General features: G+C 59.4%; 20 protein-coding genes. 7 read left to right on the forward strand and 13 right to left on the reverse strand.

Annotated elements, in window-relative coordinates:
• Positions 1–73: 73 nt before the first annotated feature.
• The 3 genes from tnpB to HAP48_RS48870 are packed head-to-tail and all read right to left on the reverse strand — an operon-like array spanning position 74 to position 1,298.
• Positions 74–421 (reverse strand): IS66 family insertion sequence element accessory protein TnpB, encoded by a 348-nt coding sequence (tnpB, locus tag HAP48_RS48860; RefSeq protein ID WP_166208268.1) that lies wholly within the window; start codon positions 419–421, stop codon positions 74–76.
• Positions 418–813 carry an IS66-like element accessory protein TnpA gene (tnpA, locus tag HAP48_RS48865; RefSeq protein WP_166204418.1) on the reverse strand — a complete coding sequence of 132 codons (396 nt, stop codon included), beginning with the start codon at positions 811–813 and terminating at the stop codon, positions 418–420. The genes tnpB and tnpA overlap by 4 nt, the downstream gene beginning before the upstream one ends.
• Before the next feature lie 56 nt (positions 814–869).
• Positions 870–1,298: an alcohol dehydrogenase catalytic domain-containing protein gene (locus HAP48_RS48870; RefSeq protein WP_166208271.1), complete on the reverse strand. Its 429-nt coding sequence runs from the start codon at positions 1,296–1,298 to the stop codon at positions 870–872.
• A 184-nt stretch (positions 1,299–1,482) separates the two neighbouring features.
• Between HAP48_RS48870 and HAP48_RS48875 the strand changes: the two genes are divergently transcribed.
• From HAP48_RS48875 to HAP48_RS48885, 3 genes are all read left to right on the forward strand, one after another.
• Positions 1,483–2,502, forward strand: a complete 1,020-nt coding sequence (locus HAP48_RS48875) for an AraC family transcriptional regulator (protein ID WP_166208274.1) — start codon at positions 1,483–1,485, stop codon at positions 2,500–2,502.
• Between the two features lie 129 nt (positions 2,503–2,631).
• Positions 2,632–4,158 carry an acyl-CoA synthetase gene (locus HAP48_RS48880; protein ID WP_176399255.1) on the forward strand — a complete coding sequence of 509 codons (1,527 nt, stop codon included), beginning with the start codon at positions 2,632–2,634 and terminating at the stop codon, positions 4,156–4,158.
• 116 nt (positions 4,159–4,274) lie between these two features.
• Positions 4,275–5,396, forward strand: coding sequence for an ABC transporter substrate-binding protein (locus tag HAP48_RS48885; RefSeq protein ID WP_224496877.1), 1,122 nt, complete (start codon positions 4,275–4,277; stop codon positions 5,394–5,396).
• A 237-nt stretch (positions 5,397–5,633) separates the two neighbouring features.
• Here the strand turns inward: HAP48_RS48885 and HAP48_RS48890 are convergent, their stop codons facing one another.
• Entirely contained in the window at positions 5,634–6,791 is a 1,158-nt protein-coding gene (locus HAP48_RS48890) for an acyl-CoA dehydrogenase family protein (protein ID WP_166208278.1), read from the reverse strand.
• A gap of 329 nt (positions 6,792–7,120) precedes the next feature.
• On the opposite strand from HAP48_RS48890, the gene HAP48_RS48895 reads away from it, so the two are divergent.
• Positions 7,121–7,276, forward strand: coding sequence for a hypothetical protein (locus HAP48_RS48895; protein ID WP_166208281.1), 156 nt, complete (start codon positions 7,121–7,123; stop codon positions 7,274–7,276).
• Between the two features lie 268 nt (positions 7,277–7,544).
• Here the strand turns inward: HAP48_RS48895 and HAP48_RS48900 are convergent, their stop codons facing one another.
• The 9 genes from HAP48_RS48900 to HAP48_RS48940 all read right to left on the reverse strand — a co-directional run bounded on the left by HAP48_RS48900 (position 7,545) and on the right by HAP48_RS48940 (position 16,952).
• Positions 7,545–7,691, reverse strand: a complete 147-nt coding sequence (locus tag HAP48_RS48900; protein WP_420869847.1) for a hypothetical protein — start codon at positions 7,689–7,691, stop codon at positions 7,545–7,547.
• Between the two features lie 456 nt (positions 7,692–8,147).
• Positions 8,148–8,432: a BMC domain-containing protein gene (locus tag HAP48_RS48905; RefSeq protein ID WP_166208284.1), complete on the reverse strand. Its 285-nt coding sequence runs from the start codon at positions 8,430–8,432 to the stop codon at positions 8,148–8,150.
• Positions 8,433–8,435: 3 nt separating this feature from the next.
• Positions 8,436–10,919, reverse strand: a complete 2,484-nt coding sequence (locus tag HAP48_RS48910; protein WP_166208287.1) for a pyruvate, phosphate dikinase — start codon at positions 10,917–10,919, stop codon at positions 8,436–8,438.
• Positions 10,920–11,492 carry a hypothetical protein gene (locus tag HAP48_RS48915; RefSeq protein WP_166208290.1) on the reverse strand — a complete coding sequence of 191 codons (573 nt, stop codon included), beginning with the start codon at positions 11,490–11,492 and terminating at the stop codon, positions 10,920–10,922.
• A 64-nt stretch (positions 11,493–11,556) separates the two neighbouring features.
• Positions 11,557–12,966, reverse strand: coding sequence for a hypothetical protein (locus HAP48_RS48920; RefSeq protein WP_166208293.1), 1,410 nt, complete (start codon positions 12,964–12,966; stop codon positions 11,557–11,559).
• A gap of 35 nt (positions 12,967–13,001) precedes the next feature.
• Positions 13,002–13,418 (reverse strand): PEP-utilizing enzyme, encoded by a 417-nt coding sequence (locus tag HAP48_RS48925; protein ID WP_166208296.1) that lies wholly within the window; start codon positions 13,416–13,418, stop codon positions 13,002–13,004.
• A gap of 41 nt (positions 13,419–13,459) precedes the next feature.
• Positions 13,460–14,440, reverse strand: a complete 981-nt coding sequence (locus tag HAP48_RS48930; protein WP_166208299.1) for an HAD family hydrolase — start codon at positions 14,438–14,440, stop codon at positions 13,460–13,462.
• Complete coding sequence (locus HAP48_RS48935) at positions 14,437–15,459, reverse strand: DUF7064 domain-containing protein (RefSeq protein ID WP_166208302.1); 1,023 nt, start codon at positions 15,457–15,459, stop codon at positions 14,437–14,439. The genes HAP48_RS48930 and HAP48_RS48935 overlap by 4 nt, the downstream gene beginning before the upstream one ends.
• Before the next feature lie 158 nt (positions 15,460–15,617).
• Positions 15,618–16,952, reverse strand: coding sequence for an IS1182 family transposase (locus HAP48_RS48940; protein WP_166202952.1), 1,335 nt, complete (start codon positions 16,950–16,952; stop codon positions 15,618–15,620).
• A gap of 163 nt (positions 16,953–17,115) precedes the next feature.
• Between HAP48_RS48940 and HAP48_RS48945 the strand changes: the two genes are divergently transcribed.
• Genes HAP48_RS48945 through HAP48_RS48955 form a run of 3 tightly spaced genes read left to right on the forward strand, consistent with a single transcriptional unit; the run spans position 17,116 to position 19,219 of the window.
• A complete protein-coding gene (locus HAP48_RS48945) occupies positions 17,116–17,415 on the forward strand; it encodes a EutN/CcmL family microcompartment protein (protein WP_166208305.1) in 300 nt (99 codons plus the stop codon).
• A 55-nt stretch (positions 17,416–17,470) separates the two neighbouring features.
• Positions 17,471–17,770 (forward strand): BMC domain-containing protein, encoded by a 300-nt coding sequence (locus tag HAP48_RS48950; protein WP_165125437.1) that lies wholly within the window; start codon positions 17,471–17,473, stop codon positions 17,768–17,770.
• Positions 17,771–17,809: 39 nt separating this feature from the next.
• Positions 17,810–19,219, forward strand: coding sequence for an aldehyde dehydrogenase family protein (locus HAP48_RS48955; protein WP_210292783.1), 1,410 nt, complete (start codon positions 17,810–17,812; stop codon positions 19,217–19,219).

The raw sequence follows: 19,219 nt of genomic DNA on the forward strand, positions 1-19,219 counted from the left end.
GGTGGGAAGCGGATCGGCGGGCGTCGTCACGAGGACGAATCAACCATATTCGTCGCAAAAAATCCCGCTCGATTTAACCGGAAGCCCGTGGACGCCAGGTTGCCTGCGGCATCCGCCAATCAATTCCGGAGAGGAGATAGGATAGCTGCGCAACGCTGATCGTCACAACGCCATCCGCCATTGATGGCCACAAAAAGCGGCCTCGCTCCAGCCGCTTCGTGAACAGACACGCGCCTTGGCCATCATGCCAGATGATCTTGATCAGGTCGCCGCGGCGGCCTCTAAAAACATAGAGATCACCGGCATGCGGATCACGCTTCAAACTCTCCTGGACCAGACGCGCGAGGCCCGGGAAGCCGCGGCGCATATCGGTGTGGCCGGTCGCAAGCCACACCCGCACATTACCCGGTATCGCAATCATCGGCGCTCAAGTACCTCGAGGACCCGCGCCAGCGCTTCTGGATCGACGTGCGAATCCACTCGGATCCGTCGCCGGTTACCGAGGTCGATCTCGATCAATCCAGTACGCGCGGCCACTACAGACCGCCCTCGGCTATCACCCGCAGGTAAGAGCTTCGGAGTTTCCTCCGCCTCCGTGGCGGCGATCTGCACCGGCGCAAAAGACGGTGCGACCTGCTCGGATGTCCGCGCTTGACGACGCCAGGTGAACACCAGGCTGGCCGCTACTCCGTTGCGACGTGCAACCGCTGTCACCTTTGCGCCCGGCGCCAACGTCTCCTCGACAATCCGTGCCTTGTCATCCTGCGACCAACGCCGCCGACGCTCCAGCCCGCCCAAAACCTCGACCCGCATCGCCCGATGACCTTAAAGCTAGACTTAAGGTCACACGCTTGGCGAATTACAGCGTGTCAGACAAGACGGCGCCCGCCGGATGCGTACGTATGGAGTGCATAATATGCCGTCTCGAACGTGAATTGCATGACCGCGGCATCGGCAAAGGACATACCGTCCGGAATTTCACTGCAACGTGCTGCATCCACGACCACGAACTCAGCCATGCCTCCGGTTCCGATACGGGCGGCGATCCGCTGCCCAACGCGAAGCTCGGAGACCTCGGGGCCGACGGCAGAGACTATTCCGGCCACCTCAGCGCCCGGAGAGAACGGACGCGGAGTCTTGACCTGGTATCGATCCTGGATGGTGAGGAAGTCCGGATAGTTGACGCCGCAAGCCTTGACTTCCAGCAGGACCTGTCCCGCGTCGGGGATCGGCACCGACACATCCAGCAGCCGCAGCGTCTCGGGCCCGCCCGGCTCGCAACTCATCAACGCCCGCATCCAGATCTTCTCCCGCACACACTTTGGTCGTGAGAATGAGAGGAAGCTTTCCGCTCGCAATGACGAAAACCACCAATAGCGTTGACCTTACCTGCCATCACGAAGATGGCGACAGTTCCCGATCCAAGGGCTAACATGGTGGGCCATGCCGGGAGCCTCTGAAGCAGTCGGATCATCACGCGCTGTGCCGCCACGTTCGGCCATCGATACCGGTTACGTCGGACTGGTCCTGAGCGGTGTGCGGGAGGCGGGGCTGGACGTCGACCGACTCCTCGCCCGAGCCGGCATTCCGCCCGAACAGCTCGCTGTACCGGGTGCCAGATTGCCGCAGGACAAATTTGCCAAGCTCATCGCCGTCCTTACCCGGGAAACTCGCGACGAGCTTTGGCTGCTGTGCAACCGTCCTATCAAACCTGGCACTTTCCGCATGATGTGCCGGCTGCTGATACGTTGCGCGAACTTGCGCGAAGCCATCCGCATCGGCTGCCAGTTCTACCATCTGGTCGTGGATGATTTCACGGTGCGTCTTGCGGAAGGTCCTGATGACGCTTCGCTCTACGTCACCGATACCATTTCCCAGCCGAACCGCAGGCGTATGGTGAATGGCGCGATTCTGCTGTTCGCTTACGGACTGATGTGCTGGCTCGTAGGGCGCCGGCTCCCCCTGATCACTATTCACTACGTCTTCCCGGAGGAGCCGTTCAGTTCGGAGCTCGAGCCGTTCTACCGTGCTCCGATGTTGTTCGAGCAGCCGCGCACGGAAATCCGCTTCGACTGCGAGTTACTGGATCTGCCGATCATGCCCGACGAGGAGCGGCTGCGGCGCTTTCTAGCATCGATGCCGAATGCGCTCCTGCTACGCTATCGCGACGACAGCAGCATGGCAGAGCGGGTGCGCGCCATTCTTCGCCGCAATTTGAAGCGAGCTTTGTCGTTTGAGGCCGTCGCAGACATGCTGGCCGTTTCCCAGCAGACGCTGCGCCGGCGCCTGCTCGAGGAGGAGAATTGCGGCTTCCAAGACATCAAGGACCGGATGCGGCACGACGTCGCCGTTCACCTGCTACAGAAATCTCGGTTGTCTCTCGAAGAGGTCGCGCTCTCCTTGGGTTTTTCTGAACTGAGCACGTTCCACCGGGCGTTCAGACGGTGGACCGGCTTGTCCCCCGGCGAGTTCCGTGAACGCCACAGATCGAGGGCAAAGTAAGCGCGTCGGATTTTGTCAATCCGTTTGGCATGCGCGGTCATTCAATCCCCCGACGCCTGAAAGGATAATGCGCCGAGAACCGATTTCAATCGGCACTCGAGACCGCTGTCTTTCAGCCGAGGGGAAGAAATGCCAATCCTGCGTCAATGGGCGGAACGTCATCCCGACAAAATTGCAGCTCTGATCGCGTTTTCGGATGAAGCTGTGACATATGGCGAGCTGGATCGCAGCGCCGACAAGGTAACGCAGCTTATGATGTGGATGGGCCTGTCGCCGGGCGACGGCATCGCCATCATGCTCGACAACGACCTCACCTATTTCGAGATAATCTGGGGCGCACGTCGCCACGGCCTCTACTATACCCCGGTAAGCGGACACCTCAGGCCTGAAGAGGCGGCATACATCGTTCGTGATTGCGGTGCCAAGGCATTCTTCGTCGCTTCGCGTTTCGCGGAGACCGTTCAGATCCTGCTGGCCGAAAATCCGCAAGGTTGCCCGGTTTATGTCGTGGGTGGCTCCCTGGAAATGGGTCGCGACTACGCCAAAGAGATTGCGCGTTTCGATCGCCTGATCGAGATACCGGACGGGCCGGTCGGAAAGGATTTCTGCTATTCGTCCGGCACGACCGGTAAGCCCAAGGGCATCAAGCAGCCTCTCTCCACCAATGCGATCCAGGCTCAGCTGAACGGAGATTGGGTGCAAGGGCATTTCGGGTTCGCTGAGGATACTGCGTATCTTTCCCCCGCCCCCCTGTACCACGCCGCGCCGCTTCGTTTCACCATGCGTACGCTGGAATGCGGGGGCACTGCGATCATCATGAGGAAGTTCGCGGCCGAACAGGCGCTCGCCGCTGTAGAGCGCTACCGGATAACCCACAGCCAGTGGGTGCCGACGATGTTCTTTCGTCTGCTCGCCCTGCCATCCAAAGTACGTCGCCGGTACGATCTTTCGTCCCATCGATGCGCTATCCACGCGGCCGCGCCCTGCCCTCCCGAGATCAAGGAGCGAATGATCGAGTGGTGGGGTCCAATCATCTGGGAATACTACGCCGGCTCCGAACGTAACGGTGTGACCTGCATCTCGACGGAAGAGTGGCTAACTCATCGAGGGTCGGTCGGACGAGCTTGTCTTGGCGAACTCCACATCCTCGATCAAAATCAAGAGGAACTCGGTCCCGGCCAGATTGGCGATGTCTACTTCGATGGCCCCAAATTCGTCTATCACAACGATGCCGAGAAGACCGCGCGGTCACGAAACGCGAAAGGTTGGTCGACCTTGGGCGACGTCGGCTACCTTGACGGGGACGGCTATCTCTATCTGACCGACCGTCGCTCCCACATGATCATCTCAGGGGGCGTCAACATCTATCCCGCCGAGATCGAGAACCGCCTGGCGCTGCATCCGGACATCGCCGACGTCGCCGTGTTTGGACTTCCAAACCCCGAATTTGGCGAAGAGGTCAAAGCCGTGGTGCAATTGAAGGACGTTTCGAAGGCGTCGCCCTCGCTCGCCGCCGATTTGATCGCCTTCTGCCGCGAGGGTCTTTCACACATCAAGTGTCCGCGATCGATCGACTTCGAGGCGGAGCTGCCGCGGCAAGAGAACGGCAAGCTGTTCAAGCACGTCCTTAAGCAGCGCTATTTGCGGTCCGCCTGACTACAAGAATCCAAAAGGAAGACGAACGTGAAGAAGCTCATATAGCGACGTGCGCGATCCTCTGGGCGGGATCGAGCTTTCCCGCACTCAGTCAGGAGAAGAACTATGGGTCCGGCGTGACCGACACCGAAGTGAAGATCGGGCAAACCATGCCCTATAGCGGTCCTGCTTCGAGCTTCGCCGCGATCGGACGCGCCATGACAGCCTATTTCCAGAAGGTGAACGCTGAAGGTGGAGTCAATGGCCGGAAGATCAACCTGATCTCGCTCGACGACGGCTACAGCCCGCCCAAGGCGGTCGAGCAGACGCGCCGTCTTATCGAAAGTGAAGAGGTGCTGGCGATCGTGGGCACTTTCGGGTCACCATCAAATTTTGCGACGCAGAAGTATCTGAACGCAAAGAAGGTACCGGCACTGTTCCTGGGCACGGGCGCCAATCGGGTGTCGGAGCCTGCCACTTATCCGTGGTCGATGGGCTGGCAGCCGAACAACCACGCCAAGGGTGTGATCTACGCCAAGCATCTACTGAAGGAGCGGCCCAACGCGAAGATAGCGGTGCTTTTCCAGAATGACGATTTCGGACGCGACCATCTCAAGGGGCTCCGTGACGGCCTGGGCGACAAGGCTGCTAGGATGATCGTCAAGGAGCTGAGCTATGAGGTTGCCGAGCCCACCATAGATTCGCAGGTTTTGGTTTTAAAAGCGTCGGGAGCCGACGTGCTGGTTGACATTTCAACGCCGAAGTTTGCGGCGCAGGCCATCAAGAAGACGGCCGAAACGAAGTGGGATGCCTTGCATCTGCTCAGCGATGCGGCCGGCTCGATCTCGAGCACGCTTGTTCCAGCCGGACTCGAGAACTCCAAAGGTGTCATCACGATGCTGTTCCGTAAGGAGCCCACTGACCAGACATGGGCCGACGATCCCGGGATGAGGGAGTATCTTGCCTTCATGAAGCAATACATGCCCGAAGCCAATCCGACGGAGACCCTTCATCTCTTCGGTTACGCCACCGCGCAGACATTCGTTCATGTCTTGAGAGATTGCGGTGACAACCTGACCCGCGAAAACCTGATGAGGCAGGCGACGAGCATCAAGGATCTCGAGCTCTCGATCATGCTTCCTGGCATCAAGCTCAATACCAGCCCGACGCGGTACACGCCGCTGAGCCAGGAGCAGCTGGTGCAGTTCGATGGCACGACCTGGAAATCGATTGGCGAAGTGATCGACGCCGAGAAATGAGACTTTGACGGCTGACGACGCTCGCCGTCTTGTCATCGTCCTTCTTAGCTATTTGCAGAACCGCTGCACTGCCACGCGGTGCTCCGGATTAGTGCCTGCCTGCGTGGCGCATCTTACTAGTCGCCTATTGACGAGAGGCCAAAGATGCCAAGCCTCGTTTGAACCGGTCTCCGGTACCGGTTACGTCCACGCCCGATCGGGGGCTCGAACCGAGTGATCGAGCCCCTTGTGCAGCAGTTACTTGCCCTTGCCCAGGATCTCACGAGCCATCACGATCTTCATGATCTCCGTGGACCCTTCCATCTGCTTGCACATGCGAAGTTGATTATAGAAGTCGCTGAACGGGTAGTCGTCGATCGCGAGGCCCCGTCCACCGAGGATCTGCATCGATCGATCCACGACACGCAATCCCGCGTCGATACAGTAGCCTTTGACCATCGAAGCCGGAAGTCTCGCGGCCGAATAGCCTCCCCGGTCGACGAGCCAGGCTGCATAGTATGTGTTCCATCGGATCGATTCGATGTCGTATTGCGAGTCGGTCAGCATCCACTGGATCGCCTGGTTGTCGCCCAGCTTCCCGCCGAAAACTTCGCGCGTCTGCGCCCACTCGACCGCGAGTTCCTGGCTCCGTTCAGCCATCCCCAGCGCGACGCCTCCCAACCGAAGTCTGAAGCGATTAAACTGATGCTGCGCAACCGCGAAGCCCGCACCTTCACCACCCAAAAGGTTTTCCGCCGGGACCACTACGTTTTCGAGCTTTACTTCCTCTTCGACGCCCCACTGCCGAGAGATTACGGGGATGTCGCGCACCTTCTCGAAGCCGGGTGTGTCGTTATCCACCAGAAAAATGCTGATGCCTCGGTGGCCCTTCTCAGGGTCGGTCACCGCGGCGACGGCTGTATACGAAGCCTCGTGATGTCCCGTCCTCCACATTTTTCTTCCGTTAATGACGTAGTGGTCCCCCTTCTTGACGGCGGTGGTTTTGATGCGAGCTAGATCGGATCCCGCTTGAGGCTCGGTGAAGCACATGGACCAACCGGTCCGGCCCTCTAGAACTGGGTACAGATACTTCTGTTTGATCTCTTCACTTGCATCGTAGAGCACCGGCCACGGCGCAAAGATCGCGCCGGGCACGCGCCTCGGCGATCTCGAGAATTCGGTGAGAACGATTACGTCCTCCATTGCTCCGAGCCCTTGCCCGCCATACTTCTTCGGCACGATCAGCTTCGTGAGCTCAAATTCGTGCAGCTTCTTCTTCAAATGCGCGGTGAGTTCCGGGCTGTACTCGGGCGCGGTTATCGGCCAGGAGCGATAATGAGGTAAAACCTCGGTGTTAATGAAAGTGCGTGCTCGCTGTTGGAGATCGAGTTGCTCCTTGGTGAGTTCAAAGTCCACGGCATTTTCTCCTATCTAACGTGTAGATTTACCGGGTCATCTCCCCACCAAGGCACGGCGGGTGAGACCATTCGGCCGAGACTTCCAGTCAGACGGACGCCGCCCGCCATGGCTCGGCCGGCAAGATCACGGCAAAGCCGACGTGCGGCTCGCTCGCGTGTCTCCTTCGGTCAGCGGCTCAAATCTGCCGTGGACTCAGGGCGTGGGGTATGTCGCTGTCTTCCAAAAGACTTGACCAATTCTACCCGGTTTCGCCGTTCACAAATTCCCTCCGTTACTGCGGCTCTTCCAGCCCATTGCCTGCCGTAAGCAGTGTGAAGTTCGCCGTCATGACGGACCGAGCCGCCGACAAGTCCTCACGCAACTCCTACAAGGATGGGACGAAAGCCCAGTATTCGCAGTTTCTCGACCACATGGTGAGATCGCGCGCGGCGGCGAACGGCGCGTCGTCCGATCAGGAGGCCAAGGTTCTATCGCAGCCGTGATCGGAGCGAGATTGCTCGCTCAATCCGTCGGCGACGTGGAATGGATCCGTTCGCTGAAGAGTGCCGTGAAGGCTGAGACCGCGCTAAGAGCAGCGTCGCTGGACTGAATGGCGACAACCGTCCGAAGCCAAGTTGATCGGGCTATGCCCAGCTGGCTCGGATCCGGAGGATCCGAGTAAACAGACAAAGGCCTTTCACTACGCCCCTGATCAGGCCTTCGGGGAGTTTTGTGGCTGCTGGGGTTGCGCGACCTTGCCTGGCACAGCACCTAGACAGCCAGACGGCGCTCCTCTTCAACCACCTCGGGATGATCACCGACCGAAGCCATCTTCAGGAAGCGGGCTAGCGCGGCGTTCCGCAAATCCCGATCCAATGCATACGCGGTTTGCTTGAACTCGATGCCGTCAAGGATCACGCGTCAACGATCCGTAAGGCCGAGCATGTCTCGACACACTCCTCCCCGACACGAAGGAATACGCCATCGCCGCCGTGTGCCGCTGCGCTGGGGCGATGGTTCGACCTCAAAAACAAAAGCCCAACAATCCATTGAGATTGCTGGGTTTTTGATATCGATCTTGGTTGCGGGGACCGGGTTTGAACCTATGACCTTCGGGTACGAGCCTGGCGGGCGAAAGAAGAACGAGACTGCCCCTTGAGCTCAAACTGATAAGCTTTCTCTCATTTCCCTCTCAGTCGGCGAAGTGACTTCATCTGCAGTCCAAAGCCTATCAGTCGTAAACGGGTTGAATCTTCGATTTCGCTTTGAAATCTAGGTGGGGGGAATCCGGGGAAAGTGCAACCCGCCGATGCCGACAAGTCGGAAACAGTCCTGCAGAGCGCAAGCGCTCATGGCTGATCGGCTACACCTGGCCTAGCGAACCGGGGGCCGCTCCAAAATTTCTTCCATGCCTTCGTGCGGGCGCGGAATCACATGCGCCGACACGACTTGTCCGATTTGGTTTGCAGCCGCTGCACCCGCATCGACCGCCGCTTTCACGGCGCCGACGTCGCCCTGCACGATGATGGATATTAGGCCGCCTCCCGGCTGCTGCTTCGTGACCAGCTTGACGTTCGCCGCCTTCACCATCGCGTCAGCCGCTTGAACTGCAGCCACTAAACCCTTCGTCTCGACCAATCCGAGTGCCTGCAATGCCATGGCTTACTCCTTAAGCGAACGCCCGAGCAGGAAGCGAAGCTCGTCGCGCCGCCCTGTCGGAACAGAAAACCGTCGAAATCCGAGACGATGAAGCTCGACTAGAAGCTCCGAGGGTACGGTGCTGCCCTCGATTCCCAATTGGGCGCCCTTCTCCGCGGCAGTGATTGCCGCCATCAGCAAATTGGTCGCGTAGGAGGGGAGCCTCCGGAATGGATTGGCTCGAACGAGATCTTCGCAGACGTATTGGTCGAGCACTTCCAGCGACTGCTGCACTTCTATGGGGAAGCCATATATTGTGCGCACGACATCTCCGATATCTACCCAAATCGGAGCAGCTGATCCGGCTATCTCGACGACGTCATCAAGAGCCATTACATTCTGGATCATGGCTCCGGCGCCTAGACCCACCTGGCGAACCTCCCGCTGAAACGCGGCGAATTCGGACGAACTTGAGATGCCACCGATAAGGGCGGTAGCGTCCCGATATCGAGCGCTCTCTGCTGCGGCTGATATCCCCAGGAGGATTGCCCGAAGGTAGTTCAGCGACCCGAGAGGCAAGAAGAAGCTCGGCGGAAGTTCCTGCCAATTCTCAATCAGGCGGCGGGCCCGATCCGAACTCACCCGCGGCAGCCGAAACTGGACCGAGCCACCCACAGACCCCAAGAATGCGGGAACACATGCTTCGCACACAATGGCGCGGATCTCGTCTGCGACGGCCCGCGATGTGGTGGGCAGCCCCGCGGCGGCTGTCAGTTCAACGAAACGGCCGACGCCGCCCTTCGCGATGATGAGATCGGTGACGCTGACAACTCGGCCGGCGCTCGTCGCTTCGAGGAGCTCTTCGCTCGATTTCGGCGATATCCAGATCGCCGCCTCTGACCTGCGATCCGCCCATTCCAGGATGTGTCTCAATGAAGGCAAGCCAGCGCCGGCAGGCTTGAGCTTGAGCGCCCCCGCGAAGATCTTTCCGCTTGCTCCATCCATCGAGATCTGGTCGCCCTCGCGGTAGGTCTTACCCGCGATTGAGAACGTCTTGCGGTTCAGGTCGATTTCGATTGCTTCGCAGCCCACGATGCAGGGCCTATCGAGCGCCCGCGAGACAACAGCAGCGTGGCTGAGCGCTCCGCCCCGCGCGGTTATCACGCCATTAGCAGCAAGCATTCCACGGATGTCTTGCGGGCTAGTCGTCGGACGCAGCAGGATAACCGCCTCGCCAGAGAGGACGAGGTCCGCCGCCCGGTCGGCGTCGAGAACCGCGGCGCCATGGGCATGGCCTGGCGAGGAACCGAGCCCTTGCACAAGCACGGGCGTTATCGCGAGTTCGGCCTCGTCGAATGACGGCCGCGAAACCTTTCTGACCTGCTCCGAACTGATCCGCCCCAACGCGGTCCGCTCATCTATGAGGCCTTCTCCGACCAGATCCTCGGCAATCTTGATAGCGGCGGCCGCGGTGCGTTTGGCCGGCCTCACCTGTAGGAAATATAGCTTCCCGGACTCAACGGTAAACTCGATATCCACTGCATCCGCGTAGAGCTCTTCCAAGGTTCGGCTATGCGTTTCGAACGCCTGGCGCAATAGTGGGTCAAGCGCATCAGGTTGAGACAAATCGATCGGCGTGTGCGTTCCGGAGACAAGGTCCTCTCCCTGCCGGCCGATCAGATACTCGCCGTATAACGCCTTGCGGCCATCGTTCGGATTGCGAGTGAAGGCCACGCCTGAACCCGACCTATCGTCCGCATTGCCGAAGACCATGGCTTGAATGGTGACCGCGGTCCCCAAGTCGTCTGAGATTCCATGATGTTTCCGGTACGCTTTCGCGCGTGCGCTGTCCCAAGATCGGAACACCGCTTCAATCGCCTTCTCGAGCTGCCAAAACGGATCGGCGCTCGCCACCTCTCCGGCAGCCTCGATGTGATCGAGAATCGCGCGCTCCGGATTCTGGAAGGCCGAAGCGGTGAGTTCCTTTCGCGCGATCGACTCCGCCTCCTTCACAGATTCGACCAGTTCGGAGAGATCGATCCCTAATACGATATCGGCAAACATGCGCCAAAAGCGCATCCACGTGTCGAGCGCAAAGTCGCTTCCGCCCGTCCCCTGCGCGAGCGAAAGCGCGGAGGCTGACGTTAGCCCCAGATTGAGGATCGTATCCATCATGCCGGGCATGCTAACGGGCGCGCCGGAGCGCACCGAGACGAGAAGCGGGCGATCGTTGTCTGCAAACGATCGCCCTGACTGATGTTCGAGATTACGGATAGCGCCGTGGATCTCCGCGAGAAGGCCCTCGCCGAGCCCCGCGCGGCTGGCGCGAAATTGACGGAAGCCCTCGACACCGATCACGAATGCCGGCGGAATAGGAATTCCGGCTCGCGCCATCTTGGCAAGGCCGCTCGCCTTGCCGCCAAAACGCAGCGCGTCCTCAACGTCGCGGTCAGTCACTTCACGAACGAAAATGGTATCCATCGCATCAGCCATCACAAGCTTGTGCATTCACGTATCCCTCGGACGCCCGATGACTGAGAGAATGTCTTCGTGAAATTCGAACCAGATATTGTGGACCGAATCGATCGTCGGCTTGCACACGAAATCCTTGTCGCCCTGGTCGATCCGCGCCACGCTAGCGTTGAAGCGGTCGGTGTACGTCTCATACCGAGAAATCAGCGGAGTAAGCTCTTGCAGATTCTTGGTCAGGCGCTCGACCGTCTTAATGAGGCGGGACTGCACTCGCGCGTCGCCATCTGCCGACTGCCACTCGCTGACCTGTTTGATGAACTGCTCGTTGATGATCTCGAAGCGATCGTACCATCCGAGCACGAGGTCATTGGAACGCAATGCTTCGTAGGCGCTCCGATAGTATTCTTGGACCGCGTTCGTCCCCTCAGGCAGGAGGAGATGCCTGCCTTCGGCAGCCATCACGAGGCCGCTCGCAACCGCTTCACCGAGCGCCACCTCGACCTGCTCTACATCAAGGCCAATGGCGCTCGCCACTTCTTTCGCTGTCGCCATCTTCTTCAGATGGGCGCCATTGAGCACGAGAAACTCTTGTTCGCTCAACACTGTCATCGTCCGTCCAATCGATGCCCGAACCGAGCGCGACGTAGAGCCGCGCCCGGTGCTCTCGTGAGCACTATTTCCAGTAATACTTCGACCTGGTGAGGCTCACGTCGTCCGGGAAAGGAAGGTACCCCTCGCCCGAGAAGATCTTCTGCGGCACCGTCGCCTGCGCAAAACCCCGCTTGACGATGTCGTAGTAATAGTTCGATACGCGCTGGTCGATCTCCCAGAACTCATAGTCCTTGCATGCCTTCTCGTACGTGCCCGCCAGGCGCAGATGCGGCAGGATCATGTCGATATAGTACACGTACATGCCGTTCGTGATAAGCGTGCGCCGCGACATGCGAGAGAACTTCGTATAGAGCTTGAAGGTCGCCTGCTGGATTCCTTCGAGCCGCTTGTCGAGCTCCGAGATCTTGATCGGGTAGACCTCGCCCATCGGCGTGTTCCACTTCTCCCGCACGAAGACCGCCCCGCCGACGATATGTTCGATGTAGTTCTTCGGACGCGTAAACGTCGTTGAAATATCGTTCACGCGGATCTCATCGAGAGCCATCTTTTCAGGGTCGATGACGAGACAGAGCGTGTAGCAATGCGGGACCTTCTCATGATCGCAGACATCGCTCCAGTCGTAGGCCTCCTCGTTGGTGAAACGGTCGCGGATGATCATGATCTTGCCGTCCGGCAGTTCGTACGGACCCGTATCACCCAACCCCAGGCGGCAATCGTAGTGGTCTAGAAACGAAAGCAGTTCGGCGGCGGCATTGAAGCGCACAAAGCTGTCGTGCTTCTCACTGCCCGGCTCGAAGTATTCGATTTGACCGGCAAGATTTTGGATGACGTCCTTTTCATGAATCCGGCAACGATAGCGATCTTGTGAATTGAGTATGTAGCCGTCCTGCCGTTTACCCCAGAGGATACGCTGCATGAATTTCAGGATTACGTTGCTTTCACGAACATAGTCTTGGGGCTGGATCGCTTCGAGCGCCAGCAGGCCGCATCGTCCCATGCCGAACCCCACGGCGCCGATACACCAGTCATGAACGCAATTGATTTTGGTGCCGATTTCGCGGCGCGCCGTCGCACCAATATCAATTACACCCTGGGCGCCGACCTCATTGGTCGTCATCTCCAAAATCTCGGGCCAGCGAAGGAACTCCTGCATGAAGGCAAGGATTTCGTATTCCTGCCGCGGGATCATACCTGAAACACCTTCGGTCGCGCGCATGACAAGCACGTCCCAAATATTCCAGGCGAGATAGTTGTTCAGATCGTTCAGTTCGTTAACCGAGAACTGGTCGCGAAGTACGTCTTCCTTGGTGACCTTCTCCAAAACCTTGCTTTTCGCACGCTGTCGCAAGACCTTGTCGCCCAGAATGCCATCTGGCACGGGATCCATGCCCTTGAAATTGCCCTGATACACGAGGTCCTGAAAGCGCAAGCCGTTATCGGCGTCCTTGTAGCGATCCTTATAGGTAGACATCTGTTTCCTCCTCGATTCAGATTTGCTTGAATAGATCAGCTCAGGAGAGCGACTCGACCTGTCTCCCTGTCCTCGCAGTGCAACTGCACCTTCTTCCCATCGAGGGCCTTAATCATCGCCGCGAAGTGGGCTTCGTTGTTTCCGCCCGTGACGTACCGGGCATCGCTCTCGGTAAGGTACGCAGTCATGACGCACGGCATTTGGAATTCGCGGGAGAGAATGCCGAGGTGGGACTCCGGCGCACCGGACATCGTAATCACGCCGATGGCACCCATGCTCAACGCCGGCGCAAGGAACGTTGTCGTGCCGCCCTGAACAAGGAGAATGTGCTCCTTCAGCTTCCCGCTCTGGATCAGGGCGATGACGGACTTCGGGTCTGGCAGATACTTGACGATCCCCGACGGGCTCTTCTTGGTCTCGAAGCTATTGTATCCTTCCGCGACATAACTCATCTAGACTCCTCCCTGTGTGTTTGCGGTGGTTGGTAAATCGGTCAATGCAACGACGGCGGATCGCTGCTCTTCAAGCGACGAAGGCTCGCTAAAAGCACCTTGTCGACGCTGCCGGCGCCTCCGGCAGCAGCGTCCGCACCCCGGCTGGACCAGTCGAGCCCGCCGGTTGCTCTCTGTTCGAGTGCCGCGCTGGCGGCCATCCTCCGACGCCGGCGAAGGCTTGCTGCGTCGGCCAGACCGCCATCCTGACAGCCGCACGCACAGCCCGAGACACAACCGGCGGAGATCGGCTCCTCGATTGCGCAGGAGCTGATCGAGCAACTCGAGGCGTACCCGTTGGGAAGCAGCCGCGCCACGAGCTCCTGCGGCCAGACGGCAACGAATTCCGCACCAGCTGCAAGCAATTGCTGCTCGGTATGCATTCCCCAAGAAACGCCGATGGCTCGGACGCCGCACTCGACCGCGTGTTTGACGTCTCCTACCGTGTCAGTGATCAAAGCGATCTGATCGGCGCGCGGAGCGTCCGGCTCGTGACCTTCTTGATAGGCCGGCGAGCAGTTTCTGCTGACGAGGTATGATCGGTCCGAGAGAAAGCGCCGTACGCACGCGCGCTTGTCCTGCTCGACGTCACCGCCAAAGACATGAGAGAAGCAATTGGTAAGGCCTTCGCGCTCGAGTATGCGCCTGATGGTCGCGACCGAATTCGACGAGATGACCGCCAGCGAGCAGCTTCCCGCGAACGCCCGTACCACGTCAGCCATACCCGGGACGAAGTCCGGATTGTATTCATTCTGCAATAGATTGAGAAAGTGCTTGGCAGCCTCGTCGGCTTTGCGGGCGTCGCCGCAATGCTTCGACAAGCCGTGGAACATGTTGTCTTCGAGCAGGCGGAAGAACTCCGCCTGGCTGTTGATGCCAAGCCCCAGGGCAGCATTGGTCTTCGCAAAGACGCGCCATGACGCTTCCCGTGTTTGCACCAGGGTCCCATCAAGATCAAAGAGGATGGCACGCACGGGCTTCATCGCGACCCCACCCCTCCGGCAAGAACGCGCGTTTCCGGGCTCGCGTTCAAAGCCGTGAGCTGCGGCATCTCGAAGAAGTCCTGGATCTCTCCATAGCCGGTGAGGTTCTGGCAGGTCCAGCGTGCCAGCGCATTGAACGACACCATGTTCGGCCAGCACTGCCAGGGAAAGCTTGTTAGTCCCTGGCCGCGAAGCAGCCACTCTCGATCACTGCTGTCAGTGAGGACGAGATCGACCTCGTCGGCATACCGATCACGCGAACGCTTCGTCGTTCCATGTGCGGCCTTCAGCCCGAATATCTCGCCCTTCTGGACGACGTAGCCGTGGGCCAGCGACAGGTCGCGGCCGTTGGTCTTCGGGTCAAAGCTAAAGATGGCGTGGAAGGCCAGATCCTTGGAGAAGTGCGCGTGCAACCAGCTCATGTTGGGTGCGCCGCGCTCAGGACGCGGCCCCCAACTGTGATCCATCGTCGAGATGCAATCGATCGGGAACGTCTTGCCGCGAACCGCCACCTTTCCCTTGAAATGGCCAGTTTGGTCGAAGTGGCCGTTGTAGGCCGTACCCCAGGCGAACTTACCACCTTGCTCCGCTTCCTTGAGGGCTTTCGCCTTCATCGGATCCATAGAAGGGTCATGGATGTCGAAAGGGAGCATGATCGAGCGGTACTCGACGTCGATCACGGTGCCCTCACCGTCGTCGTACCCGATGTGCCAGTCCATGTTCGGGCGCAGGCACTTGATGCTCAGCGAATTCTCGAGGGTGAATGCACTCAGGTCGCGCGGCTCGGGGATGGGCATCGAGGCTCGCAGATCGCAGAAGTCCGCTTCCCAGGGAGTGTTGGCGAACCCGGAATTCATGCAGATCGTGGAACTGACGATGCCCAGATTGGGCCGAAACAGGGCATAGACGCCGACATTCAGCTTTGCGTCGGCATTGAAGAATCCGAAAAAGTTCGTCTCCGCCCAATTCCGGACGGCCGCGTCCGCCTTATGAAAATGGACGTCTTCATCTTGGATCATTCTGCTTCTCTCCCCTAGCTGGCGCTCTTGCGGCACCCTCTTCGAGCACCGCCATCATCCGCATTTAGAGTCGCCTCACTATGGCCGCGCAAGATAAATCGCCTAGGAGCCCGTCCAGATATGTTTTCGTGACGGGCATTTGTTGTAGAGTAGCAGGCTCAGGCTGCGTTTGCGAGGTTGAACAGCTTGAGGAGGTTATGGACGGTGCAGATCATTGTCCACTCGGCGCGCACTTTCTCGATGCCCCGCAACAGGAACTGGCGGAAGCCTCTTGCCTGTTTGATCTGCCCGAACACCGGCTCCACCACTTGCTTTCGCAATCGGTAGGGTGTTTCGAAGCCGCCATCGTCGATCTTCTTTCGCATGGCCTGTGTCAGCGGGCCGCCGACTTTTCCGTTCGCTACTGTCGGGTGTTTGGCGCGTCCGGGCGCGACATAGCCATCGATGCTGCGTGTGTCGAGCGCTTCGAGATTGGCTTCGCTGCAGTAGCCGGAATCCGCTGAGGCCTGCCGCGGCTTGCGGCCAAGATTGCTCTCGATGGCCTCGATCAGGGGCACCAACTGGCCCTGATCGCTGCCGTGCTGGGTCAGTTCTTGCGCGACAATGATCTGGGCATGTGCATCGACGGCCGCCTGGGCATTATAGGCCTGAACGAAGCCATCCTTCGACTTCATGATGCGGCTTTCCGGATCGGTGAAGTTGCGTTGCGCCTTGGGATTGGGTTCCTCCGATGGCAGCGCCGCCGGTTTGCCCGGCTTCTTGCGGCCTTCGGCCTGGCGCTGCTGTTCCTTTTCGGCCTCGATGCGGCGCTCTTCCTCCGCCGCCAGTTTGGCGTCCGCTTCCAGCGCCGCCATCGCTTGCTGGATCTTCGCCAGCCGTTTCTGCTTGTCGACGGTCCAGTCCGGCAGTTCGTCGCTGTTGCCGAAAGTCTCATCCTCCGAGGCATCCGCCGCCTCGGCGGCCGCCAGCATGCGAGCGACCTCGGCCTTCAATTCCGCCTCGCGCTTCTTCATGCGCTCATAACTCATCGCCTTGTGTTTCGACGCGTTCGCCTTGATCTTCGTACCATCCAGCGCGACATGACCGAGCTTGACCAGCCCGGCCGTCTCGCACAACTTCAGAACCTGCACGAATAGCGCGCCGAGCGCCTTCAAATGTCGCTTGCGAAAGTCGCTGATCGTCCGAAAATCCGGCGCATCCAGCGCCACGATCATCACAAAATCGTTCCGCTCCCGGCAGGCCTTGGCAATCCGACGCGACGAATACAGCCCACTCGCATAGCTATGCAGCAGCAGCGCCACCATCATCCGCGGATCAAACGGCGGCTGCCCAAGCCCGCTCACATAGCTGCCCATGATCTCCCTGAGATCGAGGCTCTCCCGCACCAGATCAACCATAAACCGCGAGACATGGCCTTTCGGCACGAAGTCCTGCACATTCGGCGGCAGAAGCAGCGTCTGATCGATGTTCCAAGGCCGAAAATACTTGCTCATCGCCCAATGTTGAATCAGACCCGACCAGATTTGAACAGCGACTATCCAGACAAGCTCCTAGCTTCTTTTTATCCCCACGAGAGAATGACCGCCCGCACAATGGCCTCCTAGAGTTCGGAAAACGGCGGTAATCGAACGCCGAAGATTGTGTAGGGAGTACGCTATGGAGATCGGGCGTGTGGTCGGGACCGTCGTTTCGACGGTCAAGTCGTCCGGCCTGAACTCTTTCAAATTGCTGGTCGTAACCCCCCTTGCAGCCGGTGAGGAGCTGACTGCCGTCGACCCCAAGGACACCTATGTCGCAATCGATCTCATCGGCGCCGGCGATGGCGACGTCGTTCTCGTGACCAAGGGAAGCGCGGCACGGCTCTCCGACGCGACAAATGTCCCGACCGATGCGGCCATCATCGCCGTGGTCGATACCGTTCAGCTCGGCAGTCAAAATGCCTACTCGAAAACCTGACCGGCAACGACGCCTGTCGAAACGTCAACTTCAACCCAAGCAAGGAGAAATACACATGAACAACACGCCAACCCCGGGTCAGCCGCGAGGTGCTCTTGGTCTGATCGAGACAAAAGGTCTCGTGGGCGCCATCGAGGCAGCCGATGCCATGGTGAAGGCCGCCAACGTCAGGCTGATCGGACGTGAACAGATCGGCGGCGGACTGGTGACCGTGATGGTCCGAGGCGACGTCGGCGCGGTAAAGGCCGCGACGGATGCTGGCGCTGCGGCGGCCGGAAAGGTCGGCGAGGTCGTATCGGTGCACGTCATTCCGCGTCCGCATGAGGACGTCGAGGGAATTCTGGGCAAGGGTTAATCACAATCCTCTCTCAGGTAATTCTCGCAATCCGAAGGCATGAGTGAGCGCATGGGCGTGGCATTGGATCTTGATTCTGACTTGGCAGGCTTGGCGGACGCGCGCAGCAAGGCGCGTCAAGCCCGCTTGGCCTTTCAGGCATTTGTTGGTGCCGACCAGGAAAAGGTCGACAGCATCGTTCGAGCTATGGCGGATGCGGGTACCGCAGCCGCCCAGGAGCTCGCCCGAATGGCTGTCGACGAGACTGGGATCGGAGTGTACGAGGATAAGATCCTCAAGAACCTCTACAATACCAAGTTTGTTGCCGCATCGATGCTTCCGATGCGGACCGTCGGCGTGCTGTGGGTGGACGAAGCCAATCGCATGACCGCGGTCGGCTCTCCGATGGGCGTGATTGCGGCCATTATCCCCGTAACCAATCCAACTTCGACGGTGCTCTTCAAGTGCCTCGCGACCGTCAAATCAGGCAACGCAATCGTATGCGCACCCCACCCGCGCGCCGTTCGAGCCTGCATGCGAGCTACCGAGATCATGGCTGACGCTGCGGTCAAGGCCGGAGCGCCAAAGGGCTTGATTTCCTGCCTTTCGCTACCGACCATCCAATCGACTGGCGAATTGATGCGGCATCCCGACGTTTCAGTTGTGCTCGCGACGGGCGGGCCTGGAATGGTGCGAGCCGCCTATTCAAGCGGCAAACCCACGTTCGCCGTCGGCGCTGGGAATGTGCCGGTCTACGTCCACCGTTCAGTGAAGGACGTGAAGGAAGCCTCGCTGATGGCTATCACGTCGAAATCCTTCGACAACGGCACGGCATGCGTCGCCGAGCAATCTATCGTGCTTGACGAGCCAATCGCCGAGGCTGGTCTCGCGGCGTTCGCTGCCCAGGGGACGTTCTTTCTGAACCCCACCGATCAGAACCGGCTCGCCGAGATCATCTTCACCGATAAGGGCGAATTCAGGCCGGAAGCGGTAGGCCTTTCCGCGCAGGAGTTGGCTCGCCAGATCAACGTCAGCGTTCCCAGCGACTGCAAGGTGCTTGGCGCCCTATTGGCCGAAGTGGGCCCACAGGCTCCCCTCTCGCGCGAAATTCTCGGGCCCGTCCTCTCCTTCTACCGCACTGCGGACCTTTCAGCTGGCTTTGAGCGGTGCCGGCAGATTCTCGCCTTTGGCGGTGAAGGGCATACGCTAGGTCTTCACTGCGAGGACGACCAGGTCATCGCTACGCTCGCGTCGCTTCCCGCTGGACGCATCGTCATCAACACCCCGACCTTGTTTGGCGGCATGGGGTATAGCTGCGCGACTGACCCATCCTTCATGCTCGGCACTGGGACCTGGAGCGGCTCGATTGTTTCAGACAACGTGACCCCGCTTCATCTCATCAACATCAAGCGTGTCGCTCACGAAATTAGGCCGTGGCGCTCACTCTATCAAGCGAACATGGGACTCTGA

Origin of the sequence: Bradyrhizobium septentrionale, assembly GCF_011516645.4 — a bacterium.
Classification (GTDB): Bacteria; Pseudomonadota; Alphaproteobacteria; order Rhizobiales; family Xanthobacteraceae; genus Bradyrhizobium; species Bradyrhizobium septentrionale.